The organism is Novosphingobium indicum, from assembly GCF_014645195.1.
In the GTDB taxonomy this organism is placed as follows: Bacteria; Pseudomonadota; Alphaproteobacteria; order Sphingomonadales; family Sphingomonadaceae; genus Novosphingobium; species Novosphingobium indicum.
Genome location: NZ_BMLK01000015.1, coordinates 50,031 through 76,585, shown reverse-complemented (window position 1 = coordinate 76,585; position 26,555 = coordinate 50,031). Strand labels below are relative to the sequence as shown.

Here is a 26,555-nt window from a genome sequence, read left to right as displayed (position 1 = left end):
GCCACCGGTGCAGCTGCTCCGGTGGCGGTTAGGTTATCTACGGGGGATACTACGTGTCAGCGACCGAGATAGACTACTACGAACTGCTCGAAGTTTCGCGCGACGCCGACGACAAGATGATCAAGTCGGCCTACCGCAAGCTTGCCATGCGCTACCATCCGGACAAGAATCCGGGGTGCAGCGAGTCCGAAGCGCGCTTCAAGCAAATCAGTGAGGCTTACGACTGCCTCAAAGACCCGCAGAAGCGGGCCGCTTATGACCGTTACGGCCACGCTGCATTCCAGCAGGGCATGGGAGCCGCAGGCGGCGGCGGGATGGGCGCCGAATTCGGCGACATAGGCGATATTTTCGAATCGATCTTCGGTAGCGCGTTCGGAGGCGGCGGCGGGCGCCAGCAGGCCCGTCGCGGTGCCGACTTGCGCTACGACATGGAAATCAGCCTCGACGAGGCATTTCACGGCAAGCACACCGAAATCACCATCGAGGTGTCGCAGACCTGCGAGACCTGCGAGGGGGCCGGCGCGGAACCCGGCACCGGCAAGCACACCTGCAACATGTGCGCAGGCCACGGCAAGGTTCGTGCCCAGCAGGGTTTCTTCGTCGTCGAGCGCACGTGCCCGACGTGCCACGGTCGCGGCGAGGTGATCGAGCAGCACTGCCGGACGTGCCGCGGCGAAGGCCGTGTGGACACACCGCAGACGCTCGAGGTGGATATTCCGCCGGGCGTCGATTCCGGTACACGTATCCGTCTGTCGGGGAAGGGTGAGGCGGGGCCGTTCGGCGCGCCTCCGGGCGATCTGTACATCTTCCTGCACGTCAAGCGCCACAAGGTGTTCGAACGCGAAGGAACGACGCTGCTCACGCGCGTGCCGATCACGTTCACCACGGCGGCTCTGGGCGGATCGATCGAGATTCCCGGCATGGACGGCGAGATGATCACCATCGATATCCCGGCCGGCATTCAGTCCGGCAAGCAGTTGCGCAAGCGTGGCGCCGGCATGCCGGTGCTGCAGGGCCGCGGCCGCGGCGATCTCGTGATCGAGATTTCGGTGGAAACGCCGACCAAGCTCAGCTCTCGCCAGAAGGAACTGCTGCGCGAACTGCAGGAAACCGAAACCGGCGATGAATGCCCGCAGTCGAAAGGCTTCTTCGACCGCATCAAGGACGCCTGGAGCGACCTGACCGAATAGGTCTAGCGCGCGGTCACTTCCGCAATAATGCGATCGACAAGAGCGGGATCGGCACGCAGCCGGTCCCGTTCCTCTTCCAGAATGGCAAGAAAGGCCTCGCGGCGGAATTGCCGCAGATCGCGTTCGGGCACCGGGTGCTCGACGCCAACGGCGGACGCGATCAGGTCGATCATGCGTTCCGCGCCGTGCAGCCTGCCCCAGAGATAGTCGTTCTCGCGATATGCCCGGCTGAAAAATGCGCCGAAGTTGTAGAACTCCGTGCCTCGGAGGGTTTCTCCGGCGCCGCCCTTGCGGATGGCATTGCAGTCTTCGGGTGAAATGCGGTCGACGAGGACCGGATCGAATTCGGTCATCCCTTCACCGCGGAGCAAGGGCAGCGTCACCGTGTCGTAGAAGGGAAATCCGAGGTAGGCGAGCAGCATGCGCCGACGCAGCGCCGCTGGCATCGCGGCCATGGCCTCGGACAGGATTTCGTCCACCTGCGCATCGATTTCCATGAGGTTGCGGGCTTCGGCAAATGCATCCACGACCGCTTGCGGATTGTCGAACACACCGCGCGCCAATCCCGCGAAATCCTCACCAAGAGTGTCGAGCGTTTCGCGATCCACATACAGCGACAGCGCGCTGTAGATTGCCGTGCGCGCGTCATCGCGGTCCTGCTCGGTCAGACTGTCGTCGTTTTCCCAATCCTGCGTCACACGGCGCGCCAGCAAGCGCAAACGGCGAATACGAAAGGCAAGATCGTGCGTGCGGAAGAAGTCGATCATTGCGGGCGACTTCGAATCGCGCATCGCCTTCATCCGGTCGATCCCGGTCGTCTCCAGATAGGCGAAGAGCCTTTCACGAATGGGCGCGGCATTGGGCAGGCCCAGATCCGGTGCCGCCTGCAGGATCATCCGGCCCAGCATCGTGACGATGCCGCTGAACTTGACCTGGGCATAGCCATGATAAGCAAATCCCGCCTGTTCCATCGCCGCTTGCTGCGCTTTCGTGCGCCAGGCTGCCAGCCGCTTCGGCGTCGGCCGATCGAGGAACAGCGTGTGGCCGAAAAGCTTCTCCACCGCCTCCTCGATCTCGGGCCGCAGAGCGCGGACGATGGAACGTAAAGCGGTCTTTTCCCGCGAGTCCTTTTCGAGCGCCTCGAGATTGTCGCGGATCGGTTGTTCGCGCGGGATCGAAGACAGCGAGCCGAGGATGACCGAGAAGAAGCCGGGCGCGCGGGTGTCTTTGCGCGCCATGGGGCCGACCGGATCGGGCGTCGGATCGATATAGACGAAGCGGCGGTCGACCTCGCGCGTCGCCGGGCGGTCGCGCAGCGCGGACATCGCATCCGAAAACGGCGCATTGACCAGGACCGAACCGTCAATGAGCGACACCGAGTCGATGTCCCCGTGGCGCGTATGCTCGGGCATGATACGTTTCAGAAAAGCGGCGCGCTCCGGCCAGTCCGCGTCCTTTTCACGCACCAAGCGATCGATCTCGCTTATCTGCATGGGCGGAAACGCCCCAGGGAAGCTCGCGGTCGAGCGGGCCGCGAAGACCAGTTCCGGAATCGGCGCAAGCGATTGTCCTCCGGTACCCGGCGACGGGGCATGGAAATCGACAGTCAGCCGATGTTCGCTTTCCAGAACGAGATGGGGCGAATGCAGGTGCAGCGCCTCGAGATGGCCTTTGAAGTCGGTCGCGGTCACGAAGAGATCGAGCCGGTGCCGCTCTGGCAACAGGGGCTTTTGCGCCGCGCTCTTTTCCATGGCCATGAAGGCCCGGCACAAGAGGCGCGAAAAGCCGATGCCGCTGAAGGGCGGCTCGAACCAGCGCGAGCGAATTAGCCGCGATAGCTTCTCGCGAACCTCTGCGCGTGTTTCCGGCGCTACGCTGGCGCTGACGGCATTGCCGGGACGGTGAAGTAGATACGAAACAAGCGGCGTCGCCCAGAACTTGGTCGCGCGGGACCAGGGCCGCGCATCGGGATCGAGCAGCACATCGACGTCGGCGCATTCCAGCCACAGGTCCGTGAGCGGCTCCAGCGATTGTCCGGAATGGATGGCCTGCGCGAGGAAAACCGAATTGATCCCGCCCGCGCTGGCACCGGCCACGATGTCGGTCAGCAGACGCAGTCGCAGATTGCTGCCATGCTCGAGGCGCCGGAGGAGGCGCAAGTATACGCCCGCACTGCCGGGAGGATCGGGTTCGTCGGACCAATGGGCGCGACTCGCCTGCATGGCCTTCCAGATTTCCTTGGTCACGCCATGCATGTAGACGGCAAGGCTGATGCCGCCGTAGCAGACTAACGCGATCCGCAATTCCTTCTGCCGCATGGGCCCTGCTTGGCAGAGCAAGACGGCGAGCGCTACCGCAATCGCAACTGCGATCATCACCCCGGTGAAATCGTCGCTGCAATCCCGTCCGGTCTGCCCCGTGCTTTGCTGCGCGCACTGCGGCATTCTCGCGCGCAGCATTTGGGAGAAATGTCATGGCGAGAATCGAGACAGTAGAACGGCTGCGGGAAATCATTGTCGACTATGGACCGCGCGGCGCCGCAAAAATCCGCGATCACATCTGCGAGCAGGGCAGGGCGTTCATCGAGCGAAGCCCCTTCCTTGTGCTTGGGACGATCGGCGCGGGCGGAATAGAACTGAGTTCGAAAGGCGATCATCCGGGGTTTGTCGAGCAGGTCGACGATCGGACGCTGCTGATCCCGGAACGCGCGGGCAATCACTTGTGCATCGGCCTGCAGCATATTCTGCACGATCCCCGGGTTGGGCTTATGATCGTCCGGCCGGCAACCGACGAAGTGCTGCGAATCTCCGGCCTTGCCACGCTCCATGACGATGCAGATTTGTGCGAAAGGCTTTCCGCCGGCGGAAAACCCGCAGTGCTGGTCATTCGCGTCGCGGTTGAGCGAGCGGCATTTCACTGCGTTCGTTCGGCCCGGCGCGCGCATCTGTGGGAGCCGGATATGTGGGATGCGCCAACGCGGATCTCGTTCGGCAAAATCTATGCCGATGCGCTTGCCGAACCGGAACTGCGTGAAACCTTCGACAGGCTCACCGAGGAGAGCGACAGCAAACTCTACTGAGGCCTTGCGTTCGCAATATGTTCTCACTACTTCGACGCCATGGCAAAGCCCAAGCGTCGTTACATCTGTCAGGCCTGCGGCAGCGTCGCCTCGCGCTGGCAGGGCCAATGCGCCGATTGCGGCGAGTGGAATTCGCTCGTCGAGGACGCCCCGCAGACGGTGTTTTCTTCAAAGCATGATCTGTCGTCGGGTGGGCGGCCTATCCAGTTCACGCCGCTCGATCAGCCCGGGGAAGTGCCCAAGCGACGCGCGAGCGGCATTGCCGAATTCGACCGGGCGCTCGGCGGAGGGCTTGTGCCCGGATCGGCCATCCTGATGGGCGGCGATCCCGGCATAGGCAAGTCGACACTGCTGCTGCAGGTTTCCGCGCACATCGCCCAGAGCGGCGGGCGTTCGGTCTACGTGAGCGGAGAGGAAGCGGCCGGACAAGTGCGATTGCGCGCAGAACGGCTCGGCTTGTCCAAGGCTCCGATCCAGCTTGCGGCGGCGACCTCTGTGCGCGACATTCTCACCACGCTCGGGACGATGGAGTCGCCAGCGCTGCTGGTGATCGATTCGATCCAGACGATGCACTCCGACCAGATTGAAGGCGCGCCCGGCACGGTCAGTCAGGTGCGCGGCTGTGCCTTCGAACTGATCCGTTATGCCAAGGAGACGGGCGTTACGCTGGTGCTCGTCGGGCACGTGACGAAAGACGGCACCATCGCCGGGCCGCGCGTGCTGGAGCACATGGTCGACGTGGTGATGAGCTTCGAGGGTGAGCGCAGTCACCAGTATCGCATCCTGCGCTCGCTGAAGAATCGCTTCGGCCCGGTGGACGAGATCGGCGTCTTCGCGATGGAAGGCGACGGGCTCGCCGAAGTCGGCAATCCGTCGATGCTGTTTCTGTCGGGCCGCGAAGAACCGATGGCGGGCAGCGCGGTATTTCCAGCGATGGAAGGCACGCGTCCGGTGCTGGTGGAGATCCAGGCACTGATCGTCCGGCTACAGAGCGGGGCCACGCCGCGCCGCGCCGTCGTTGGATGGGACAATGGCCGGATGGCCATGCTGCTCGCCGTGCTTGAGGCGCGGTGCGGGCTCAACTTCTCAAGCGCCGAAGTCTACCTCAATGTCGCGGGCGGATACCGCCTCTCCGACCCGGCCGCGGACCTTGCAGTGGCGGCGGCCCTCATCTCCGCGCTGGGAGACAAGCCGCTCGGCAACGATGCGGTGTGGTTCGGGGAAGTATCGCTCGCGGGCGAGATCCGGCCTGTAGCGCATGCCTCCATCCGGCAACGCGAATCGGCGAAGCTCGGCTTCGGCCGTGCGGTGGGGCCGGCCGGCGGTCCCGGAGGTGAGACCAAGACCGAGAAGGGCTTTCGCTTCACGGGTCTGACAATGCTGCCTAATCTCGTTGACCGCATCCTTTCCGATGCATAATTTCGCACGCCTATGACTGGCTTCGACATCGCGGTGCTGCTCTTCGTCGGGCTGGGCGCTATCACGGGCTTCATTCGCGGATTCGTTCAGGAAATCCTGGCGCTGGGCGCATGGGTTTTCGCCATTTTCGCGATCCGGATGCTGCACACGCCGGTAACCGACTGGCTGATCCCGCATATCGGCACCGAGTCCGGCTCGGGAGTGTTGGCGTTCGCGTTGCTGCTGTTGGTGCCCTATGCGGCAGTGAAGCTCATCGCCGGATGGGCCGGTAACAAGAGCCGCGCCTCGGTGCTGGGGCCTATCGACCGCATTCTGGGGTTCGGCTTCGGCGCCGTAAAAGGCGTGGTCATCGTCGTCATGGCGTTTTCGGTGCTGGTGCTCGGCTACGATACGGTCTGGGGGATCGGCGGCAGGCCGCACTGGATCACCCAGTCGCGGACCTATCCGTTCGTGAATGCGAGCAGCGAAGCGCTGGTCCAGCTTATTGCCCAGCGCCGCCGGGAAGCCGGTGCGACTGCAAGCGACGAGCTCTGATCCGTGTCCGCTACCGTTCTCTACACGCCTGAAGTGCTGGGCCTCGCCATCGAACTGGCCCGTTTTCCGCTGATCGATGCTCTCCCTCTCAAGGGTGAAGCGCGTTCCAAGAGTTGCGGCAGCACGATCATGCTGGGGCTCGCACTGGCACCGGATGGCACAATCGGCGATATCGGCGTGCGCAGTCAGGCCTGCGCCATCGGTCAGGCTTCCGCCGCGATCTTCGTGCAGGCCGCAAAGGGCATGTCGGCCGACCATATTCACGCGGCCGGAAAGGCTGTCGCGGCGTGGCTGGCAGGCGAAGGCGACTTGCCCGACTGGCCCGGCCTTTCCGCGATTGCCGCCGCGCGCAACTATCCGGCACGCCATGGCGCCGTCATGTTGCCGTGGAACGCGGCCATGCAGGTTCTTCCCTCCGCCTGAAGCGCCGTCTAAAGGACGTCCTCGAACGGGGAGCATTCGAGAGGGGACGACATGGCAGACTCGCACCAGCATCCGGAGGGTCCGGAGCCGAGCGCATCAGACATCAAGCTGGTCATTGCGGCCTCGTCTGCCGGCACCATTTTCGAATGGTATGACTTCTTCATCTACGGCACGCTGGCGACCTTTATCGGAAAGGCCTTTTTCCCGTCCGTAGGACCGACGCTGCAGATCCTGCTCGTCTGGGCCGGATTTGCAGTGGGCTTTGGTTTTCGTCCACTTGGCGCGATCCTGTTTGGGTATTGGGGAGACAAGCTCGGTCGGAAATACACTTTCCTCGTCACCGTCACGCTGATGGGCATTTCGACCGCCGGCGTAGGGCTGATCCCGTCCGCCGAATCCATCGGCCTGTGGGCGCCGCTTATCGTGATCGCGCTGCGCATCCTGCAGGGGCTGGCACTGGGCGGCGAGTATGGCGGTGCCGCGATCTACGTGGCCGAGCATTCACCACCGCGCCGTCGTGGCTTCTTCACCGGGTTCATCCAGAGCAGTGTGGTCGGCGGTTTCGTGCTGTCGATCATCGTGGTGCTCATCAACCAGGCGGTCTTCTCGGATGCGACGCTGGCGGCCTGGGGTTGGCGCGTGCCGTTCCTGCTCTCGCTGGCGCTGCTCGCGATCTCGCTGTGGATGCGTCTCAAGCTGTCCGAGAGCCCGGTCTTCCTTGCCATGCAGGAAGAGGGGGAAGTCGCCGGTAACCCTTTCGTGGAAAGCTTCACCTATCCCGGCAACAAGAAGCGCATCTTCGTAGCACTGTTCGGCGTGACAGGTATTCTGACGACGATCTGGTACACGGCGTTCTTCTCGTCGCTATCGTTTCTCAAGGGGCCTATGCGCGTCGATCCGATGGTCGTCGAAGTGGTGATCGGCATCACCGCGCTGATCTCGATGAGCTTCTACGTCATCGTCGGCGGATGGTCGGACCGGATCGGACGCAAACGCCCGCTGGTGATCGGCGCCGCGGCCACGCTGGTTCTGATCTTTCCGCTGTTTTGGGGCATGGGATCGCTGGCCAATCCCGGACTTCAGGAGAGCGCCAAGGCTGCGCCTGTCGTGGTTTCCGGACCCGCCTGCCACACCGATCCCTTCGCCGATCTGAGCGGCAGCAAGCTCAGCCCCTGCGGCATGTTGCTGGAAACGCTCACGGCTAGCGGCGTTCCCTATTCGGTGCAGGATGCGTCTCAGGTTACGCTCACCGTGGGTAGCGACATGGTGGATCTTCCGGCCGCCTGGTTTGCAGATGATGCCGCCCACAAGAAGGAAGCGGCCAAGGCCCGCAAGGCCGGTATCGAAAGCGCCCTGACCGCGCATGGGTTCGACTTCAGCGTGCAACATCCGGCGCTGCCGGCGCTCCTGGGCATCGCTGCAATCCTGCTGGTGCTTGGCGGACTGTCGGCGCTGACATATGGCGGCGTCGCCGCACAGCTTACCGAGATGTTTCCCGCGCCGATCCGCTATAGTTCGATGTCTATTCCCTATCACATCGGAGCGGGCTATCTGGGCGGCTTCCTGCCGTTGATCGCCAGCTACATCAATGCCCGGACCGGCGATGCCTATGCCGGACTGTGGTACACTTGGGTAATCGTCGCCTTCGGTCTGGTAGTGGCAATATGGGGGCTGCGCGGCGGTCCTCCACGCGATTATGGTGAAGATGCGTCCTGACGTTCCCGCGCCGGCCCTGAGGCTCGGCTTCGATCCCGATGCCCTGAAAGCGAATTGGCAGGCGCTTGATCACCTGTCCGGCAATGCCCGCGCCGGGGCGGCGGTTAAGGCTGACGGCTATGGCGTGGGCGCGCGCCAGGTCGTGCCGGTATTGCATGCCGCGGGCTGTCACGACTTCTTCGTGGCGCACTGGTCCGAAGTGCCTGACCTGCTCGACGTGGTTGCACCCGGTTCGGTTTCGGTCCTGCATGGGCCGCTCACCGATGCCGATGCGGCGTTCGCCGTTGCCTGCGGCGTGAAGCCGGTCATCAACTCGCTCGATCAGGCACGACGCTGGCTGGCGGCCGGGGGCGGGCGATGTGACCTCATGGTCGACACCGGCATGAACCGTCTGGGTCTGCCGCTATCGCAGATCGGCGACGACCTGCTCGCCTCGCTCGATATCGACGTGCTGATGTCGCATCTCGTATCGGCCGAGGAGCCAAGTGACATCAATCCGATCCAGTGCAAGCGGTGGCGCGATGCCTGCGCCGTGATTCCGCACCAGCGCTCCAGCCTCTGCAACAGTGCCGGCATCGCGCTGGGCAGCGCTTACCACGGAGATCTTACGCGGCCGGGCGTTGCGCTCTATGGCGGCGTGCCGCGTGAGGATATGGCCGGGACGATCAGGCAAGTGGTCACGCCGCAAGCCGCCATCATGCAAGTACGCGACGTCGCTGCGGGTGAGACGATCGGCTACAACGCCACTTTCACCGCGCCCCGACCGATGCGCACTGGTACGATCGCCCTGGGCTATGCCGACGGATACTTGCGGCTATGGTCGAAAACCGGGTCCTTTCATGCCGCAGGGCAGCAACTTCCCGTTGTCGGACGGGTCAGCATGGACATGACCGTGATCGATCTCAGTGACGCCCCGAACGTGCATGAAGGCGACTGGGTGAGCGCTGATTATTCCCTGCCTGAAGCCTCGGCGGCTACCGGTTTGTCCCAATACGAGCTGCTCACGGTACTTGGTCGCAGGTTTGGCCGTTAAATAGCGTTAATAGCTTCTTTTGCTGCGCAGCAATTTGTGTTGCATCGCGATATCCCTGAATGGTAACGTGTACACATTAAGGACTGGGATGGAGCAGGATAGGCAATGGCTGATGCGGCTAAGGGTGACGACGACACCGTAATCATCAAGAAATATGCGAACCGGCGTCTCTACAACACGCGGTCTTCGAGCTACATCACGCTCGATCACCTCGCGAAGATGACCCGCGAAGGTGTCGACTACAAAGTCCTCGATGCCAAGTCTGGCACCGACATTACCCATACGATCCTGACCCAGATCATCATGGAAGAGGAATCGAACGGCGAGCAGATGCTGCCGGTCAGCTTCCTTCGCGAACTCATCAGCATGTACGGCAACTCGATGCAGTCGCTGATGCCGCATTATCTCGAAGCTTCTATGGAAAACTTCCGCGCCAATCAGGCGAAGCTCGCCAAGGCGTTCGAGGACAGTCTGGGTAACAACCCGCTTGCCAAGCTTGCAGAGCAGAACATGGCGATGTTCCGTGCCGCCTCGGCTGCCTTCATGCCAGGCGCGGAAAAGGGCGAAGGCAAGACTGCCGGGCCGGCCAGCGAAGAGACCGGCGATCTCAGCGCGCTCAAGGAGCAGATGGCCGAGATGCAGAAGAAGCTTGACGCGCTAGGCAAATAAAGGCCAGCGGGTGCGCTTCGGAGGACGGTCCTCCGCAAGCACAACACAATCACAGGAAGAGCACCCGTGTCTGCCATCCGTCACGCCCTCTCGACCAAGCGCGAGGACGATTTCGCCCTATGGTATCAGGAAGTCATCTCCGAGGCTGAAATGGCCGAGGAGTCCGGCGTCCGCGGCTGCATGGTCATCAAGCCGTGGGGCTACGGGATCTGGGAACGCATGCAGCGCCGGATGGACGACCGGATCAAGGCCGCCGGCGTCGACAACTGCTACTTCCCGCTTTTCATTCCGCTCTCGTACTTCGCGAAGGAAGCGGAGCATGTCGAAGGCTTTGCCAAGGAAATGGCGGTCGTCACGCACCACCGCCTGATCGGTGACGGCGAAGGCGGCCTCGTGCCCGATCCCGAAGCGAAACTGGAAGAGCCGCTCATCGTGCGTCCGACCTCGGAAACGGTGATTGGAGCGGCCATGTCGCGCTGGATCCAGTCCTGGCGCGACTTGCCGCTGCTGACCAACCAGTGGGCCAATGTCGTGCGCTGGGAAATGCGCACCCGCATGTTCCTGCGCACCAGCGAGTTCCTCTGGCAGGAGGGCCACACGGCGCATGCCGACCGCGAGGGCGCGATGGAAGAGACGCTGCGCGCGCTCGAAATGTACCGCGATTTCGCAGAGACCGAACTGGCCATGCCGGTGATCGCCGGCGAGAAGCCTGAGAACGAGCGCTTCCCCGGGGCGGTGGCGACCTATTCGATCGAAGCCATGATGCAGGACGGCAAGGCGCTTCAGGCGGGCACCTCGCACTATCTGGGCACCGGCTTCGCCCATGCGGCCGGCATCCAGTATCAGGACAGCGAAGGCGCCCAGCAGTACTGCCACACGACTTCATGGGGCACCTCGACCCGCATGATCGGCGGCCTGATCATGACCCATGGGGACGATGATGGCCTGCGGGTGCCGCCGATGGTGGCGCCGCACCAGATCGTCATCCTGCCAATGCTGCGCGACAAACCAGAGGACGCCGAGCTGCTCGCCTATTGCGAAGATCTGCGCAAGGCACTGGTCGGGCAGTCAGCCTTTGGCGAGCCTGTGCGCGTTCTGCTCGACAAGCGTCCCGGCAAGGCGACGCAGAAGCGCTGGAGCTGGGTGAAGAAGGGCGTTCCGCTCATCCTCGAGATCGGCGGGCGCGACGCTGCTGGTGGTCAGGTCTCGATGCTGCGCCGCGACAAGCTCTGGAACGATGCGGCCAAGGCGAACTTCGTTGGCCTGCCCAAGGACGATTTCGTCAACCGCGCGGCCGGTGAACTCGAAGAGATCCAGTCGGCGCTCTTCGAAGAGGCCAAGGCCAAGCGCGATGCCGAGATCACCCGCGTTTCCACTTTCGCCGAAGTTGAAGCCTATTTCGCGCCCGACAAGCGCTATCCGGGCTGGGTCGAAGCGAAATGGGCACGTCCGACGGGTGATGAGCTGGAGGCCGTCATTCAGAAGCTGAAAGCGCTCAAACTGACAATGCGCAACACGCCGCTCGAAGCGGAACCGGTCAGCGGTGACTGTATTTTCACAGGACGTCCTGCGGTGGAAAGGATATACATCGCAAGGGCTTACTGACCAGACAAATGGAGAGGAACGCGATGTTCGAGGCGATCCGGCACAATCTCACCAACCTGGCGAATATTTCCGGACGCGATTCGCGTTCCACTTTCTGGTTCTACCTTCTGTTTCTGGCGATCGTTTACGCGCTGTTCTCGTTCGGGCTGTCGATCGTGGCCGGTGGCGCGATTGCCGTGGATGCCTTTCAGGCGGCTCGCGACGGTGCGGACGAAGCTGCAATCCAGCAGAACGTCATGTCCGGCATGGGCAACATGATCCGTATCTCGATGTGGGGATCGGTGATCATGTCGTTTCTCATGACGATGCTGCTGGCCGCGTCCTTCACGCGCAGACTGCACGATTCGAACAAGCCCGGATGGATCGCCGGTGTCGCTGTCGGGCTCCAGCTGCTTTCGGTCGCGCTCACGATCGGGATGATCGGGGAAATGGTCTCGTTTGTCGGATCATTGAAAACTGAAGATCCGACCGCGATGCAGGTTGCCGTGCAGGCCCATCGCACCAAGTACGCCCTCAGCGGGTTGCTGAGTTGGGTGCCGATCCTTCTGGTCATTGTCTTCGGCATCTGGCCGTCGAGCGATGGTGACAACATCTACGGGCCCGAACCCGAGCACCTCTGAAACCGCAGAACTTTTTTGCGAATACCGGCCCCTTGCCATCGGTGCCGCTTCCGGCGAATGTCGCCGGCCATGATTAAGTATTTTTCCCCGCTCGCCCTTGGCCTCTGCGCTCTTCCTTTCGTCACGACCGCTGCGTTCGCAGAAGCCCCGGATGCGGTCAGCGACGCAGTCTCGCAGGACCGGCTTCGCGCCGACGTGGAGGCGCTGGTCGGTTTCGGCACACGCCATACCTTGTCTTCGCAGACCGACGCGCGTCGCGGCATCGGTGCCGCAAGGCGCTGGGCTGAAGACCAGTTTCGCGCGAGTTCGAAGGCGTGCGGCGGCTGCCTAGAAATCGCGACCCCGGAAACCATGGTGAGCGGATCGCGCATTCCCGATCCGGTGCGGCTCGTGGATGTTGTCGCGATCCAGCGGGGCACCGAGCGACCGAACGAAGTCGTCATCGTCCAGGGCCACATCGACAGCCGTGCCAGCGACGTCATGGATGCCAAGAGCGACGCCCCCGGCGCCAATGACGACGGATCGGGCACGGCTCTCGTCCTCGAAGCGGCCCGCGTCCTTTCACAGCATAAATTCCCGACGACGATCGTCTATGCCGTCCTCTCGGGCGAGGAGCAGGGCCTCTTCGGCGGCAAGCTGCTGGCCGACTATGCCACGCAGCAGGGCTGGACCGTGAAGGCGGTGCTCAACAACGACATCGTCGGCGGATCGTGCGGATCGGACGGCTACTGCGATGACACGCACGTCCGTCTGTTTTCCGAAGGACCGCGTGCGGATGCGACCGACGAGACCCGCGCGGCAGCGCGCCGTTTTGGTGGCGAGAACGACAGCCCCGGCCGCAACCTCTCCCGCTATATCACTGGACTGGCGGACGGCGTGCAGGACGATCTCGACGTGCGGCAGATTTGGCGGGCCGATCGCATGGGGCGCGGCGGGGACCAGTTGCCGTTCCTCGAACATGGCTACCCTGCGGTGCGCTTCACCGTTGCGGTGGAGGACTACGAGCATCAGCATCAGGACCTGCGCACCGAAGACGGCGTGACGTACGGAGACACGGTGGACGAGATGGATTTTCCTTATCTCGCCAAGGTTACAAGGCTTAATGTCGCCAGCCTCGCGGAGCTGGCCAAGGCGCCGACGCCACCGGCACCCGAGGCCGATGCGGCTGTGAAGACCTGGACAGACGTCACCTGGCAGCCGGTGCCCGGCGCCGTCAGCTACAATGTCTGGAAGCGGCGCACGACGGCTGCAGGCTGGGAAGCGGAGCCTGTGGTGGCTGGCACCGAAATGACCCACGCCAAACTGGATGGCTTGCGCGGGGACGACTGGATCATCGGGGTAAGCTCGGTCGCGGCGGACGGCAGCGAAAGCCCGATTGCGGCTGCGGTCCCCGGCGGCGGTTTCAGGCCTCTCGAGCAGAAGTAGTCCGCAGCTTGGGCGGGGGGCCATTGCATTCGGGCGTGCCACCCCCCATTGCAGCAACATGGCTCCCAAGAAACGGCCCGCACCAGGCCTGCCGACGCGCAAGCAGATCCTCGACTTCATCCAGAACTCGCCGGTTCCCGCCGGCAAGCGTGAAATCGCGCGCGAGTTCGGGCTGAAAGGGCAGGAGAAAATCCAGCTCAAGGCCCTGCTCAAGGATATGTCGGAGGAAGGCCTGATCGACGGCAAGCGCACCGCCTTTCACAAAATGGGCGGGTTACCGAAAGTGACAGTGCTGCGCATCGTCGATATCGACGAAGGCGAAGCTATCGCCGTGCCCGATACCTGGCAGCCCGAGGACGCTTCACCGCCCCCGAGGATCCGCTTGATCGAGAAAGGACGAGGCAGCGCGCTCAAGAAGGGCGACCGTGTTCTCTCGCGAACCGAGGAAAGCAATACAGGCTGGCGCGCCTACCCGATGAAGAAGCTGGCGCTGCGGTCGGAACAGGTGCTGGGCGTCATCGAGATCGACAAGGCAGGCAAGGCCTGGCTGGCGCCGGTCGACAAGCGCATCCGGCATTCGTCGGCCGTGTCCGACCTGGGCGGCGCCGAAGCCGGCGAACTCGTGCTTGCCGAGCCGGTCGGAAGATCCGCGCGCGCTTCGGTCAAGGTCACAGAGGTACTCGGCGAACCGCTGGCGGCCAAGTCGTTCAGCCTGATCGCCATTCACAAGCACGGCATTCCCAATGTGTTTTCCGAAGAGACGCTTGCCGAAGCGGAACGAGCCGCGAAGATGCCGCTTAGCGTCGAAAAGCGGGAAGACCTGCGCCATCTGCCGATCATCGCCATCGATCCCAGTGACGCGCGCGACCATGACGATGCGATCTGGGCGGAACCCGACGGGGAAGGGGGCTTCGATGCCCTGATCGCCATTGCCGACGTCTCGTTCTACGTCCGCCCCGGTGGCGAGATCGACCGCGAGGCGCGGCGGCGTGGCAACTCGGTGTATTTTCCCGACCGCGTCGTGTCGATGCTGCCAGAAGTGCTTTCCGCAGACGTCTGCTCGCTGCGCGCCGGCGATGACCGCGCGGCCATGGCCTGCCATCTCAAGATCGATGGCGAGGGCAAGGTCAAGGACTGGCGTTTTACTCGGGCCATCGTGCGCATCCACGAAGTGATTGCCTACGAAGAGGCGCAGGCGCGGATCGACGAGGGAAAAGCGGAGGCCAATCTCCAGAACCTCTGGGCCTGCTGGAAGGCGCTGGCCCATGCGCGCAAGAAACGCGATCCGCTTGAACTCGAACTGCCCGAACGCCGCGTCAAGCTCGACGAGCAGGGGCGGATCAGCGAAATCGCCATTCGCGAGCGTCTCGACGCGCACCGCGTGGTCGAGGACTTCATGATCGCCGCCAACGTGGCGGCAGCCAAGGCTCTGGAAGCCAAGGTCGCGCCCGTGGTCTACCGGGTTCACGAGACGCCAAGCCGCGAGAAGCTGGTCGCGCTCAAGGACTACCTCGCCACTTTCGGCAAGAGTCTGGCACTGGGGCAGGTCATCACGCCCGGCCTGTTCAACCGCATGCTCAAGGACATCGGCGACGAGGCCGAGAAGGCACTGATCATGGAAGCGGTGCTGCGCAGTCAGACGCAGGCCTATTACGGTCCGCGCAACGAAGGCCACTTCGGCCTCGCGCTAGGCTCCTATGCGCACTTCACATCGCCGATCCGCCGCTATGCCGACCTTCTGGTGCATCGTGCGCTGGTGGACGCCTATCATCTCGAACAGCCCAAGCCGCAGGGCGACATCCCCGCCACATCGGGTCTGTCCGACCGGGACCGCGACGATCTTGGCAAGGTCAGCGACGCCATCAGCCAGGCCGAACGCCGGGCCATGGAAGCCGAGCGCGAGACGATCGATCGATACGTGGCCGCGTGGTTATCGGCCCGTGTCGGCGAGGTGTTCGAAACCCGGATTACCGGCGTGCAGAAGTTCGGTTTCTTCGCGACGATCGTCGGGCTCGGCGGCGATGGGCTGGTTCCAGTCTCGACGCTGGGCGACGAGCGCTTTCACTATGACGAGAAGGCGCACGTCCTCTCGGGCGACGACACCGGCACGACATATTCGATCGGCCAGTTCCTGCGTCTGCGTCTTGCCGAAGCGAATCCGCTGACCGGCGCACTCAAGTTCGAACTGGAGCAGGGTGGCGGCCGGGTTGAACCGCGCGGCCGTCCGGTCCCGCTCAAGAAGCGCGGCAACCACATGGTGGGCCAGCGCGGTCGTCCCTCGAACATCCGCCATCAGGGGCGCAAGAAGCGTTAGCAGCCTGAGCGGCGCTGTTATTCGCTCAGGCGCTCTATCGCATCCGAATCGAGATTTCCGGGAACGACGAAGACCGGACAGATCATGTGCGCCATGCCTGCGCCGGTAAAGTGCGCGACCAGCGGGCCCGGGCCGCCTTCCTTGGCAGCTCCGAGCACGAGTGCCGACACTTCGGGGTGCTCTTTCAGGTATTCGCGCACGACCTTGATGTCCTCACCCACGCGCACGGCGATGACCGGCATCTTCGCACCCTGCGAGAGAAGGTTTCCGGCAGCGGCCGTCACCATGGTTTCCGCGCGGGCGCGGGCTTCTTCCTCGATCGTTGCCTGCACACCTGCGAAGGCATTGAATTCCTGCGGCGGGACCAGAGCCAGAAGATGCAGCACCCCGTTGGTCTTGGCAGCACGGCGCGCTGCGAACTGCAGGGCGACAAGAGCCTCTTCGCTTTCATCGACAATGACCAGATAGACGCGCATTCATGCTCCTCTCGGGCAGGGCTTATCTTCCTAATCCGGATGCCGTGCAAGCCATCGTGAATACGAAATCCCGCCGTTAGGCGCTTGTGCGCGGGCTACAACTTGTCCAAGGAGAGCACGAGCCCCATACCTCCCCAAGGAACAGAAGGGACGATAACGCTTCCATGGCTATCGAGATCAAGATGCCTGCCCTTTCCCCTACGATGGAAGAGGGGAAACTGGCGAAATGGCTGGTGAAGGAAGGTGATAGCGTCAGCTCCGGCGACATCATGGCCGAGATCGAGACCGACAAGGCGACGATGGAATTCGAAGCCGTCGACGAAGGCAAGATCGGCAAGATCACGGTTCCCGAAGGAACCGAAGGCGTGAAGGTCGGCACGGTCATCGCACTGCTCGCCGAAGAGGACGAGGACGTTTCGGACGTGGCGGAAATGTCCGCCCCCGCCGCCAAGCCCGAAGAGGCGAAGGCCGCGCCGGAACCCGCCCCTTCGAAATCCGAATCCAAACCTGCAGAACCCGCGCCGGCGCCTGCCGCACCGGCTGCTTCGAAACCCGCAATTTCAAAGGATGGCCGCGTGATTGCATCTCCGCTCGCCAAGCGCCTCGCCGCCGAAAAGGGCGTCGATCTCGATAGCCTGACCGGTTCGGGCCCCAATGGCCGCATCATCAAGGCCGATGTCGAAGCCGCACAGCCCGGCACGGCCAAGCCCAAGAGCGCTGCGCCCTCGCCCGCCAACGACGCCGCACCGGTCGGCAAGCCGGCCGCGATCGAGATGGCTGCCGAAACCCGCGCGCTGCTCGACGAACGCATCCCGCACAGCGTCGAGAAGCTGTCGGGCATGCGCAAGACGATTGCCCGCCGTCTCACGCAGTCGATGCAGGAAGCGCCGCATATCTACCTCACGGTGGACATCCGCCTCGACAAGTTGATGGCGATGCGCTCGGAACTGAATGCCGCACTCGAAAAGCAGGGCAAGAAGGTCTCGGTCAACGACATGTTGGTGAAGGCGCTGGGCAAGGCGCTGATCGACGTTCCCGAGTGCAACGTAAGTTTCGCCGGTAACGAGCTTATCAAGTATGAGCGCGCCGACGTGTCCGTTGCCGTCTCGATCCCGAACGGTCTCATCACCCCGATCGTGCAGGATGCCAACGGCAAGTCTTTCTCGCAGATTGCCGCAGCCACCAAGGACCTCGGCAAGCGGGCCAAGGAAGGCAAGCTCAAGCCCGAGGAATACCAGGGCGGCACCGCCTCGATCTCGAACATGGGAATGATGGGCATCAAGCACTTCACCGCGGTCATCAACCCCCCGCAGGCGACCATCCTCGCCATTGGGGCAGGTGAAAAGCGCCCCTGGGTCATGCCAGACGGGTCGCTGGGAGTAGCCACCGTGATGACAGCAACCGGCAGTTTCGATCACCGCGCCGTCGACGGCGCCGATGGCGCGCGCCTGATGGCCGCGTTCAAGGAGTATGTCGAAAGCCCGCTGGGCATGGTAGTCTGAGATGGAGGACGAGGGCGATCTGGTCATTCGCGTTACCGCGATGCCGACCGACCTCAATCCCTATGGCGGCGTGTTCGGGGGCTGGCTGATGTGCCAGCTCGCACTCGGCGCCAGTTCGCTCGTCACCCGGCGCACCGGCCTGAAGGCCGTGGTCGTCGGGGCGACGGACTTTGCCTTTCCCGGCGTGATGGTCGTGGGAGATGAACTCAACGTCTATGCCCGCATCGAACGGACCGGGCGCACCTCGATCACGGTATCCACACGCGGGTTCGGTCGGTCCCGGGCGAGCGAAGCTCGAACCGAAGTCGTCAGCGGGCAGTTCACGTTCGTCGTTCTCGACGAGAACGACCGGCCGAAGGCAATCGCCGAAGCGCTGAACGAGAACGTCGCATGAGCGAAGCCTATCGCGAGCCGGTCATCCGCACTACCGCCATGCCCGCCGATGCAAATGCCTACGGCGACATCTTCGGCGGGTGGCTGGTCAGCCTGATGGACATGGGCGCCGGCCTCATTGCGGCGCGCCGGGCCCATGGCCGGGCCGTCACCATCGCGATGGACGGCATGCAGTTTCACAAGCCGGTCAAGGTCGGGGACGAAGTCACCGTCTACGGCGATTTGCAGAAGGTGGGGCGCACCTCGATGACGATTGCCATCGAGGCCTGGCGCCGCCACCGCCATGAGGAAGAACGGGTGAAGGTTACCGAAGCGGTCTTCACCTTCGTGGCCATCGATGAGGCGGGCCAGCCCCGTGCGATCGATCCGGCCGCTATCGAACAGGAGAGTTAAGCAAGTGGCAGATACCTACGACGTCATCGTTCTCGGTTCCGGGCCCGGCGGATACGTTTCGGCGATCCGCTGCGCGCAGCTCGGCCTGAAGACTGCGATTGTCGAGCGTGAACGGCTCGGCGGCATCTGCCTTAACTGGGGCTGCATTCCCACCAAGGCGCTGTTGCGCTCGGGTGAGGTGATGCACCAGATGAAGCACGCCAAGGACTACGGCCTCGCTGCCGAGAACATCACCGCCGATCTCGACGCGGTCGTAAAGCGCTCGCGTGGTGTGGCTGACCAGCTCAACCGCGGTGTCACCGGCCTGATGAAGAAGAACAAGATCACGGTCCACATGGGCACCGGCAAGCTGACCGCGCCGGGCAAGCTAGAAGTGACCGGCGAGAAAGGCACCGAGACGCTCGAGGCCAAGCACATCATCATCGCCACAGGCGCCCGTGCACGCGACCTGCCCAAGGCCAAGGCCGACGGCGAACGCATCTGGACGTACCGCCATGCGATGACGCCGAAGGAAATGCCCAGTAAGCTGCTGGTCATCGGTTCGGGTGCGATCGGGATCGAATTCGCCAGCTTCTACAATGACATGGGCGTGGACGTGACTGTGGTCGAGATGATGGACCGCATCGTTCCCGTCGAAGATGCCGATGTTTCCGCTTTCCTGGAAAAGCAGCTCAAGAAGCAGGGCATGACGATCAAGACCAAGGCCAACGTCGGCGCCATCGAAAAGGGCGACAAGGCGGTCAAGGTCACGATCAAGGACAAGGACGGCAAGGAAGAGACCACCGATTTCAGCCACGTCATCGTTGCCATCGGCATCGTCCCGAACGTGGAGAACATCGGCCTCGAGGATCTCAACATCGAGCCCGACAAGCGCTTCCACATCAAGGTCGACGGCTATGGGCGCACCAATGTGCCGGGCGTCTGGGCCATTGGCGACTGCGTCGAAGGCCCCTGGCTGGCGCACAAGGCGAGCCATGAAGGCGTCACCACCGCCGAGGCCATCGCGCAGGAACTGGGCAACAAGGACGTCCATCCACACCCGCTCGACCGCAACAACATCCCGGGCTGCACCTACTGCCACCCGCAGATTGCATCGGTCGGCATGACCGAGGCCAAGGCCAAGGAAGCGGGCTACGAGCTCAAGGTCGGCACTTTCCCGTTCATCGGCAATGGCAAGGCGATTGCGCTGGGCGAGCCGGAAGGCTTCGTGAAGACCGTGTTCGATGCCAAGACCGGGGAGTTGCTTGGCGCACACATGATCGGCGCGGAAGTGACCGAGATGATCCAGGGCTACGTGGTGGGCAAGACGCTCGAGACCACCGAGGCCGAGCTGATGAACACCGTGTTCCCGCACCCGACCATTTCGGAATCGATGCACGAATCGGTGCTCGCGGCCTACGGACGCGCAGTCCACATCTGAGGCCTCGCCGCAGAGATAGGGGGAAGGGCGTGCCTGACGGCGCGCCCTTTTCTTTTTGGACGTCAGTTGACGCCGGCCGCAGCGACGATGTGCTCGAAGACGGCCACGTGCAGCGGGCTTGCGAATTCGCAGCCGACTGCACCTTCACGGATCCAGCGGATATGGGCGGTCAGCAGTTCCATCCGGGGAATGCGGATGCGCAGCGGCAGTTCGGAGCGCGCATCGGGAAGCCAGGCGATCCGGAACCCGTCGGGCGAAAGATCCTCGAGCCGTGCCATCTTCCACGGCCGTGTACCCTGACGCACTTCGCACAGGAGAACCACGCCGACGCGTTCCTTGCGCTCGGTTCGTTGATCCTTCGGGGCGGAAATCCGTTCCTGGTACAAGACTGTCTCCCTGTGTGCTGAAGACGCATGTGCCTGCCCGGCGTTACCATACCGTTAGCGACAGGCTCTGCACCTTCAGGATTCAGTGGATAAGTCTTTAAAGATCAACGAAGTGCGTGGTTCGGATGCCGAGCGCACCTGATGGGCCCATCAGCGAAAGGTTTTGGAAAGCACAACCAGGGTCGGATCGCCGTCGAAGGGCTCCGGTGTGAAGCCCTTTTCGCGCTCCAGATCGATCGCGGCGTGATTGTCCCGGCTTTCGATGGAGATCACGCGGCGGCATCCACGCGCTTCAGCCTGCTTCGCCAGAAAATCGAGCATGGCCCACCCGATGCCCTTGCCGCGATGATCGCCGCCGACCGAAATGGCAACTTCGCAAGTGTCCAGCGGACCATCGCAGGCCAAGAGTCCCGAAGCCACTAGACGCCCGCTCGCCGTATTGAACGCAAGCCACGATTCGGTCCGGAAGTGGTCGGTGTGCACCAGCGGCTGCAATTGCTCATGCGTGACATGATCTCCGGCGGCCAGAAACCGGAAACGCCGGTCGTCATCCGAAACCCGATCGAAAAACGCAGCGATTTCGGGCTCGTCTGCCTCCGTGACGGGGCGGACATCGATATCGATACCGGAGCGCGTGGCGAGCGTCAGGGCGTCAACAGACATGGAAGGTGAACTCCGATGAGAGGAATGACCGGTCCCTATGCCGGTATTGTACCGCATGCCTTGATCGAGATCACGCAGGGAAGTTTGGCGCCCACGATCCAGATGACCATCGACGCGTTCGACCTGGTTCGGAAGAGTTGGCGGACAGGGTGGGATTCGAACCCACGGTGAGCGTGAACCCACGGCGGTTTTCAAGACCGCTGCCTTAAACCACTCGGCCACCTGTCCGCTCGCCCTTGCGCATAACCGAATGTGTCCGCCGTGCAAGGGGGTGTGCGTCGGTGAACGGGATTGCCTGTGCGCCGGCTGTCCACCGGAACGGTGAACGGACGGTTTGCAAGGGCGCGGGTTTGTGCGAAATTCAAAGGGATGACAGCTAACACGACACGCAAGCGCCTGCGCCTACCCCTCATTGCCGCCATTCTCGCGATGGTGCCCTTGCCGGCCATGCGCGCCGATGCGCAGCAGGAGAGCTTTTCCTCGTACATGGAGGTCGTCGCCTCGCATGCCCGCAGCGAGGGGGTCAGTGCACGGACCATCAATTCGGTCCTGGGCGTCCTGACGCCGAACCAGCGCGTGATAGAGCTCGACACTGCGCAGCCCGGTCGCCAGAGCGCGCCGCCGCCCATGGCACCCTATATCGCCCGGCACGTCGGCAGTTCGATCGTGAGCCGTGGCCGGTCGCGCTATGCCTCGTTGTCCTCGATCCTGCCGGGAATCGAACAGCGCTATGGTGTGCCAGCACCCGTGCTGTTCGCGATCTGGGGGCATGAGACGAACTACGGCAGCTATACCGGAGACTTCGATCTTGCCCGTTCGCTGGCGACGCTCGCGTGGGAAGGCCGCCGGCGCGACCTGTTCGAGGGCGAGCTGATCGCCCTGATGAAGATGGTGGACCGCGGCGTGCCCCAGTACAAGCTGAAGGGCAGCTGGGCCGGAGCCTTCGGCTATCCGCAATTCCTGCCCAGCGTCTATCTGCGCCTGGCGGTGGACGGGGATGGTGATGGCAATGCCGATATCTTCGACAATTCCGCCGATGCCCTCGCATCGATCGCGAACTACTTCCGCGATGCCGGATGGCGGCAGGGGCAGCCCTGGGGCGTGCGTGTCGCCGTGCCTTCCGGCTTCGATGTCGATACCTACACGACCAAGCTCAATGCACCGAGCTGCGACCGCGTCCACGCCCGTCATTCGCAGTGGAAGACTGTGTCGGAGTGGCGCGGACTCGGCATCTCACCGCTCAAGCCGATCGGTAACGACATGCTTGCATCGCTGTTCCAGCCCGACGGACCTGGCACGCCCGCTTATCTGTTAACCGGGAATTATCGGGTAATCCTGCAGTACAACTGCTCAAACTATTATGCCATGTCCGTGGGATTGCTTGCTGATGAGATTGCCCGTTAAACGCGTTCTGCCGCTTGCGGCGCTTCTCCTGCTGAGTACAGGCCCCGCATATGCAAAGGACCGCGATGAAAGGCCTGCCGCTCCGGTAACGGGACCGGCGGCGGATTATCCGGTGGTTGTCGGCGAGCCTTTCACCATTGGCAACACCGTCTGGACCCCAACGGACCAGCTCAACTACGACGCGGTCGGCTATGCCACCATCGGCGGCGAGGAACTGTCCGGTATTACCGGCGCGCACAAGACGCTACCGCTGCCATGCTATGTCGAAGTTACCGCTCTCGATACCGGCAAGACTATCCTCCTGCGCCTCGAAAAGCGTGGCCCCATGGTCAACGACGTGCTGATCCAGCTCTCGCCGATGGCCGCCGCGCAACTCGGCCTGGCACCTGGGCAGCATTCGCCCGTTCGCGTGCGGCGGGTCAATCCGCCAGAACCCGAACGGTCGCTGCTGCGCACCGGCAAACGCGCACCAGAGCGCATGGAAACGCCCGACGGGCTTCTGAAAGTGCTGCGCCGCAAGCTGGCCGAGCAGGAGCCACTGCGCCCATCGCCATCGACGCCGCCTGCAATGCCGAAAGAGGTCTCCCCGTCAGTGACGAAGACCCCTGCGCCGAAGCCGGATGTCAAAACGAGCAAGCCGCCAAAGACGATGCCGACGCCCGAGCCTTCGCCGGTGCCTGCAACGCCCGTTTCGGTCGATCCGGATGCCGCGATCGCGCCTTTAGCTCCCGTCCCGCCTGCTGCGCCAAAACCGGAAGCGCCGAAGCCGGCGACGACGGAAGCCGCGACAACGCCGCCGTCGGCGAAGGGAACGCTGGTCGTGCAGGTCGCCGCATTCGGCGTGGAAGCCAACGCCAAGAAGGCTGCCAAGCAGCTCGATGGCAACATCAGCCACAGCGGCAAGTACTGGCGCGTGCAACTCGGCCCCTTCGCAAACCGTGCACAAGCTGCGCCCGCGCTGGAGAAGGCGAAAAGCGCGGGCTATAGCGACGCACGAATCCAGTCTGCGGATTGATCGGAAGAACCGGCTCCGCAGAAATCAGGCGCGAGTAGTGGCGCGCGGGAGAAGTCGGGTCTTGAAGTCGATCGTGAAGTTTGCGGTGGCAATGGCGTTGCCGGTGGGCCTCGTCGCCACGGCTGCCAGTGCTGCGAACCCGGTGCCTCCGGCGGAACTGAAGCCGATACCGGTACACCTGTTGGTCGATCTCGGGTCGGGCCAGGTTCTCGACGCGCGCCACCCCGATACGCCCTTCCTACCGGCGTCGGTTACCAAGGTGATGACCGCCTATGTCGCGTTCGAGGAGATCGACGCCGGACGGCTCTCGCTGGACCGGGTGTTCGTGGAACGGCCGGAGACCGAAAAGGAATGGTTCGCCAAAGGTACCAATATGTACCTTACCGTGGAGGACAGGCCCACAACCCGCGATCTGCTTCATGGAGTTATGACCCAGTCGGCAAACGACGCATGCGTTGTGCTCGCCGAAGGCTATGCCGGTAGCGTGGACAAGTGGACCGCGAAGATGAACGCAGCGGCGCAGCGCCTCGGCATGACGCGCAGTCACTACCACACGCCCAATGGCTGGATGGACGAGGGACTTACCTACGTTACGGCCCGCGACATGGTGAAGCTCGCCGATGCGATGGTCACCCGTCATCCGAGGCTCTATCGCGAGTTCTCGGGCCACAAGCGCTGGTTCTGGAAGGGCATGGCCGGGGACGTGAACATGCGCAGCCACGATCCCATAACCGGCGTCGTGCCCGGGGCGGACGGGATCAAGACCGGTTACACGCGCGAAGCGGGCTACAACTTCGTCGGAACGGCCGAGCGTAACGGCCGCAGGCTCGTGATGGTTCTGGCGGGATCGCCGACAACGCCCATTCGCGATAAAGCCGCAAGGGCCCTCATGGAATGGGGCTTTTCCGCGTGGGCGCCGCGTCGCCTGTTCGACAAGGGGCAGCCCGTCGCGAAAGCCAAAGTCCAGAACGGCGACGCGCTCTCCGTTCCGCTGGTTGCCAACCGCGAGGTGCATGCGACCCTGCCCAAGGACAGCCAGCGCAAGATTTCCCTTTCCGTGCATTATCGCGGCCCTCTGGTAGCCCCGATCCGCAAGGGTGAAGAGGTCGGGGCACTGGAAATCAAGGTCGAAGGCCTCTCTCCGGGCCACATCCCGCTCTACGCAGCGCGCGATGTGGGCAAGGCGGGGACGCTGGACAGGCTGTGGAACGGGCTTATCATCCTCTTCTCATGACGACAGGACGATTCATCGCGCTCGAGGGTGGGGAAGGGGCCGGTAAATCGACCCAGGCCCGGCTTCTTGCCCAGGCTTTGCGCGCGCGCGGGATCGAAGTCGTGGTGACGCGTGAGCCGGGCGGCACCCCGGGCGCGGAAGCGATCCGCAAGCTTCTGCTTGAAGGCGCACCCGGCGACGAAGGCGCAGGATGGAATCCGCGCGCAGAAGCGTTGCTTTTCGCCGCCGCGCGCTCCGACCATGTCGAAAGCCTGATCAGACCGACGCTGGCCCGCGGGGGCTGGGTCGTGTGCGACCGGTTTCTGGATTCGAGCCGCGCCTATCAAGGTGGTGGCGGTGGCCTGTCCGATGACGATATCATCGCGCTCCATACCATCGGCAGTCAGGGCATGCTCCCCGATCTGACCGTGCTTATCGAAGTCGCGCCCGACGTTGCCGCACAGCGGCTTGCCCTGCGCGATACGCATGGAACCGACCGTATCGGCGGCCGCGACACCGCCTACCATGCGCGCGTCGCGCAGGCGTTCGCGACGTTTGCCGAAACCGAACCGCAGCGTTTTGCCCGTATCGATGGCAACGGTACGCCGGAAGAAACCCGGGCCGGTGTATGGGACGCGCTCATACCGCTTTTGCCTCCGGCATGAGTGGCGGCCCATCTTTCATCGGTCAGGATGCCGCCTGGCGTGAGTGGACGGGGGCGATCGAATCCGAGCGCATGCACCACGCGTGGCTGCTTTCCGGCGCCAAGGGACTGGGCAAGCGTGCCTTTGCGCGTGCAGCGGCGGCTGAACTGGTGCGCGAGCCGGGAAGCAAGACGCCTGATCCGCTCACCCATCCGGACGTGCATATTCTCGAACATTTGCCGGCAAATGACGACGAGGCCAAGAAAAAGGCCGACGGCAAACCCTTCCAGACCAAGCGCAACATTACCATCGACCAGGTGCGTAGGATGCAGCAGCGGCTTACCACGCGCCCGACTCTGGGAAGCCGCCGCGCCATCGTGATCGATCCGGCGGACGATCTCGAAAAGAACGCCGTGAACGCTTTGCTCAAGAGCCTTGAGGAGCCACCGGTCGGCACCTATTTTCTGCTGGTCACGCACCAGCCCGGAAGGCTCTTGCCCACAATTCGGTCCCGCTGCCGCATCCTGCGTTTCGCAGCGCTGGGCGCAGACGAACTAGATGCCGTCATCCGCCGCGATGTGCCCGAGGCCGACAGCGCCTCGCGCGAAGCCGCCATCTCGGCGGCGCAGGGATCGCCCGGCATGGCGCTCACGTTCGTCGAACAGGATCTGGGCAGGATCCACGAGTTGATGCTGCGCATCCTGCACGAAGGCGACGCGGACTATCACTTACGCGGGGCTCTTGCAGACGAAATGGGCGCGCGTCCGACACGGGAACGGCAGGTCGCCGCACTGGAACTGGCGCGCAGTGTGCTCGTTTCCGAACTGGCCGGTTCCTCAAGAGCTCGCCAACTCCGCATTATCGAGGCGCACGGTACGCTGAGCAAGATCAGCATGCAGGCCCCGACCTACAATTTTGATGCCGGACTGCTCATAATGGAAATTGGCGGGTTGCTGGCCTCGACCGCGATGCCTAGAGAAACCGCTCGCTAGTCACACCTGAAGAGAAAGTGCGACCGC

The 26,555-nt window shown here is 63.3% G+C and carries 24 protein-coding genes, 1 tRNA gene and 1 pseudogene; 21 read left to right on the top strand and 5 right to left on the bottom strand.

Annotation, left to right across the window (positions count from 1 at the left end; genetic code table 11):
* Positions 1-53 precede the first annotated feature (53 nt).
* Complete coding sequence (gene dnaJ, locus IEX64_RS15840) at positions 54-1,190, top strand: molecular chaperone DnaJ (protein WP_188821105.1); 1,137 nt, start codon at positions 54-56, stop codon at positions 1,188-1,190.
* 2 nt (positions 1,191-1,192) lie between these two features.
* Here the strand turns inward: dnaJ and IEX64_RS15835 are convergent, their stop codons facing one another.
* The gene (locus tag IEX64_RS15835; RefSeq protein ID WP_188821103.1) at positions 1,193-3,508 is read right to left on the bottom strand and encodes a patatin-like protein; all 2,316 of its coding nucleotides are present in this window, start codon (positions 3,506-3,508) and stop codon (positions 1,193-1,195) included.
* Positions 3,509-3,663: 155 nt separating this feature from the next.
* Here IEX64_RS15835 and IEX64_RS24775 point away from each other — a divergent pair.
* The 11 genes and pseudogenes from IEX64_RS24775 to rnr form a co-directional block, all read left to right on the top strand.
* A pseudogene (locus IEX64_RS24775) lies at positions 3,664-4,050 on the top strand (pyridoxamine 5'-phosphate oxidase family protein); the annotation flags it as partial.
* 258 nt (positions 4,051-4,308) lie between these two features.
* Entirely contained in the window at positions 4,309-5,688 is a 1,380-nt protein-coding gene (radA, locus tag IEX64_RS15825; RefSeq protein ID WP_188821099.1) for a DNA repair protein RadA, read from the top strand.
* Between the two features lie 12 nt (positions 5,689-5,700).
* Complete coding sequence (locus IEX64_RS15820; protein WP_188821097.1) at positions 5,701-6,222, top strand: CvpA family protein; 522 nt, start codon at positions 5,701-5,703, stop codon at positions 6,220-6,222.
* Positions 6,223-6,225: 3 nt separating this feature from the next.
* Positions 6,226-6,645, top strand: coding sequence for an iron-sulfur cluster assembly scaffold protein (locus tag IEX64_RS15815; protein WP_188821096.1), 420 nt, complete (start codon positions 6,226-6,228; stop codon positions 6,643-6,645).
* A 51-nt stretch (positions 6,646-6,696) separates the two neighbouring features.
* Positions 6,697-8,361, top strand: a complete 1,665-nt coding sequence (locus tag IEX64_RS15810; protein ID WP_188821095.1) for an MFS transporter — start codon at positions 6,697-6,699, stop codon at positions 8,359-8,361.
* Positions 8,351-9,394: an alanine racemase gene (alr, locus tag IEX64_RS15805; protein ID WP_188821093.1), complete on the top strand. Its 1,044-nt coding sequence runs from the start codon at positions 8,351-8,353 to the stop codon at positions 9,392-9,394. The genes IEX64_RS15810 and alr overlap by 11 nt, the downstream gene beginning before the upstream one ends.
* Positions 9,395-9,499: 105 nt before the next feature.
* A complete protein-coding gene (gene phaR / locus IEX64_RS15800; RefSeq protein WP_188821090.1) occupies positions 9,500-10,063 on the top strand; it encodes a polyhydroxyalkanoate synthesis repressor PhaR in 564 nt (187 codons plus the stop codon).
* Between the two features lie 66 nt (positions 10,064-10,129).
* Positions 10,130-11,668, top strand: a complete 1,539-nt coding sequence (proS, locus tag IEX64_RS15795; protein ID WP_188821088.1) for a proline--tRNA ligase — start codon at positions 10,130-10,132, stop codon at positions 11,666-11,668.
* 23 nt (positions 11,669-11,691) lie between these two features.
* On the top strand, positions 11,692-12,288 hold the full coding sequence (locus tag IEX64_RS15790; protein ID WP_188821086.1) for a DUF805 domain-containing protein: 597 nt from the start codon (positions 11,692-11,694) through the stop codon (positions 12,286-12,288).
* Positions 12,289-12,357: 69 nt separating this feature from the next.
* Positions 12,358-13,713 carry a M28 family peptidase gene (locus IEX64_RS15785; protein WP_188821084.1) on the top strand — a complete coding sequence of 452 codons (1,356 nt, stop codon included), beginning with the start codon at positions 12,358-12,360 and terminating at the stop codon, positions 13,711-13,713.
* A 58-nt stretch (positions 13,714-13,771) separates the two neighbouring features.
* Entirely contained in the window at positions 13,772-16,027 is a 2,256-nt protein-coding gene (gene rnr / locus IEX64_RS15780; RefSeq protein ID WP_188821082.1) for a ribonuclease R, read from the top strand.
* Between the two features lie 17 nt (positions 16,028-16,044).
* Here the strand turns inward: rnr and IEX64_RS15775 are convergent, their stop codons facing one another.
* The gene (locus IEX64_RS15775; protein ID WP_188821079.1) at positions 16,045-16,503 is read right to left on the bottom strand and encodes a universal stress protein; all 459 of its coding nucleotides are present in this window, start codon (positions 16,501-16,503) and stop codon (positions 16,045-16,047) included.
* A gap of 164 nt (positions 16,504-16,667) precedes the next feature.
* Here IEX64_RS15775 and IEX64_RS15770 point away from each other — a divergent pair, with 164 nt between their 5' ends.
* The 4 genes from IEX64_RS15770 to lpdA are packed head-to-tail and all read left to right on the top strand — an operon-like array spanning position 16,668 to position 20,211.
* Complete coding sequence (locus IEX64_RS15770; protein WP_188821077.1) at positions 16,668-18,005, top strand: pyruvate dehydrogenase complex dihydrolipoamide acetyltransferase; 1,338 nt, start codon at positions 16,668-16,670, stop codon at positions 18,003-18,005.
* A 1-nt stretch (position 18,006) separates the two neighbouring features.
* Entirely contained in the window at positions 18,007-18,399 is a 393-nt protein-coding gene (locus IEX64_RS15765) for an acyl-CoA thioesterase (RefSeq protein WP_188821075.1), read from the top strand.
* Positions 18,396-18,791: an acyl-CoA thioesterase gene (locus IEX64_RS15760; protein ID WP_188821072.1), complete on the top strand. Its 396-nt coding sequence runs from the start codon at positions 18,396-18,398 to the stop codon at positions 18,789-18,791. Before IEX64_RS15765 ends, IEX64_RS15760 begins: the two co-directional genes overlap by 4 nt.
* A 4-nt stretch (positions 18,792-18,795) precedes the next feature.
* Positions 18,796-20,211, top strand: coding sequence for a dihydrolipoyl dehydrogenase (gene lpdA / locus IEX64_RS15755; RefSeq protein ID WP_188821071.1), 1,416 nt, complete (start codon positions 18,796-18,798; stop codon positions 20,209-20,211).
* A 62-nt stretch (positions 20,212-20,273) separates the two neighbouring features.
* Here lpdA and IEX64_RS15750 read toward each other — a convergent pair whose 3' ends face one another.
* From IEX64_RS15750 to IEX64_RS15740, 3 genes are all read right to left on the bottom strand, one after another.
* Positions 20,274-20,597, bottom strand: coding sequence for a PilZ domain-containing protein (locus tag IEX64_RS15750; protein WP_229710473.1), 324 nt, complete (start codon positions 20,595-20,597; stop codon positions 20,274-20,276).
* Positions 20,598-20,747: 150 nt separating this feature from the next.
* Positions 20,748-21,260, bottom strand: a complete 513-nt coding sequence (locus IEX64_RS15745) for a GNAT family N-acetyltransferase (RefSeq protein ID WP_188821068.1) — start codon at positions 21,258-21,260, stop codon at positions 20,748-20,750.
* 138 nt (positions 21,261-21,398) lie between these two features.
* A tRNA-Ser gene (locus tag IEX64_RS15740) sits at positions 21,399-21,488 on the bottom strand.
* 141 nt (positions 21,489-21,629) lie between these two features.
* On the opposite strand from IEX64_RS15740, the gene IEX64_RS15735 reads away from it, so the two are divergent.
* The 5 genes from IEX64_RS15735 (at position 21,630) to IEX64_RS15715 (ending at position 26,528) form a co-directional block, all read left to right on the top strand.
* The gene (locus tag IEX64_RS15735; protein ID WP_229710471.1) at positions 21,630-22,664 is read left to right on the top strand and encodes a lytic murein transglycosylase; all 1,035 of its coding nucleotides are present in this window, start codon (positions 21,630-21,632) and stop codon (positions 22,662-22,664) included.
* Positions 22,648-23,679 (top strand): SPOR domain-containing protein, encoded by a 1,032-nt coding sequence (locus IEX64_RS15730; RefSeq protein ID WP_188821066.1) that lies wholly within the window; start codon positions 22,648-22,650, stop codon positions 23,677-23,679. Before IEX64_RS15735 ends, IEX64_RS15730 begins: the two co-directional genes overlap by 17 nt.
* Positions 23,680-23,740: 61 nt before the next feature.
* Positions 23,741-24,913 carry a D-alanyl-D-alanine carboxypeptidase family protein gene (locus IEX64_RS15725; RefSeq protein ID WP_229710469.1) on the top strand — a complete coding sequence of 391 codons (1,173 nt, stop codon included), beginning with the start codon at positions 23,741-23,743 and terminating at the stop codon, positions 24,911-24,913.
* The gene (gene tmk / locus IEX64_RS15720; RefSeq protein ID WP_188821064.1) at positions 24,910-25,557 is read left to right on the top strand and encodes a dTMP kinase; all 648 of its coding nucleotides are present in this window, start codon (positions 24,910-24,912) and stop codon (positions 25,555-25,557) included. Before IEX64_RS15725 ends, tmk begins: the two co-directional genes overlap by 4 nt.
* Complete coding sequence (locus IEX64_RS15715; RefSeq protein WP_188821177.1) at positions 25,554-26,528, top strand: DNA polymerase III delta subunit-related protein; 975 nt, start codon at positions 25,554-25,556, stop codon at positions 26,526-26,528. The genes tmk and IEX64_RS15715 overlap by 4 nt, the downstream gene beginning before the upstream one ends.
* The last annotated feature ends 27 nt before the right edge of the window (positions 26,529-26,555 follow it).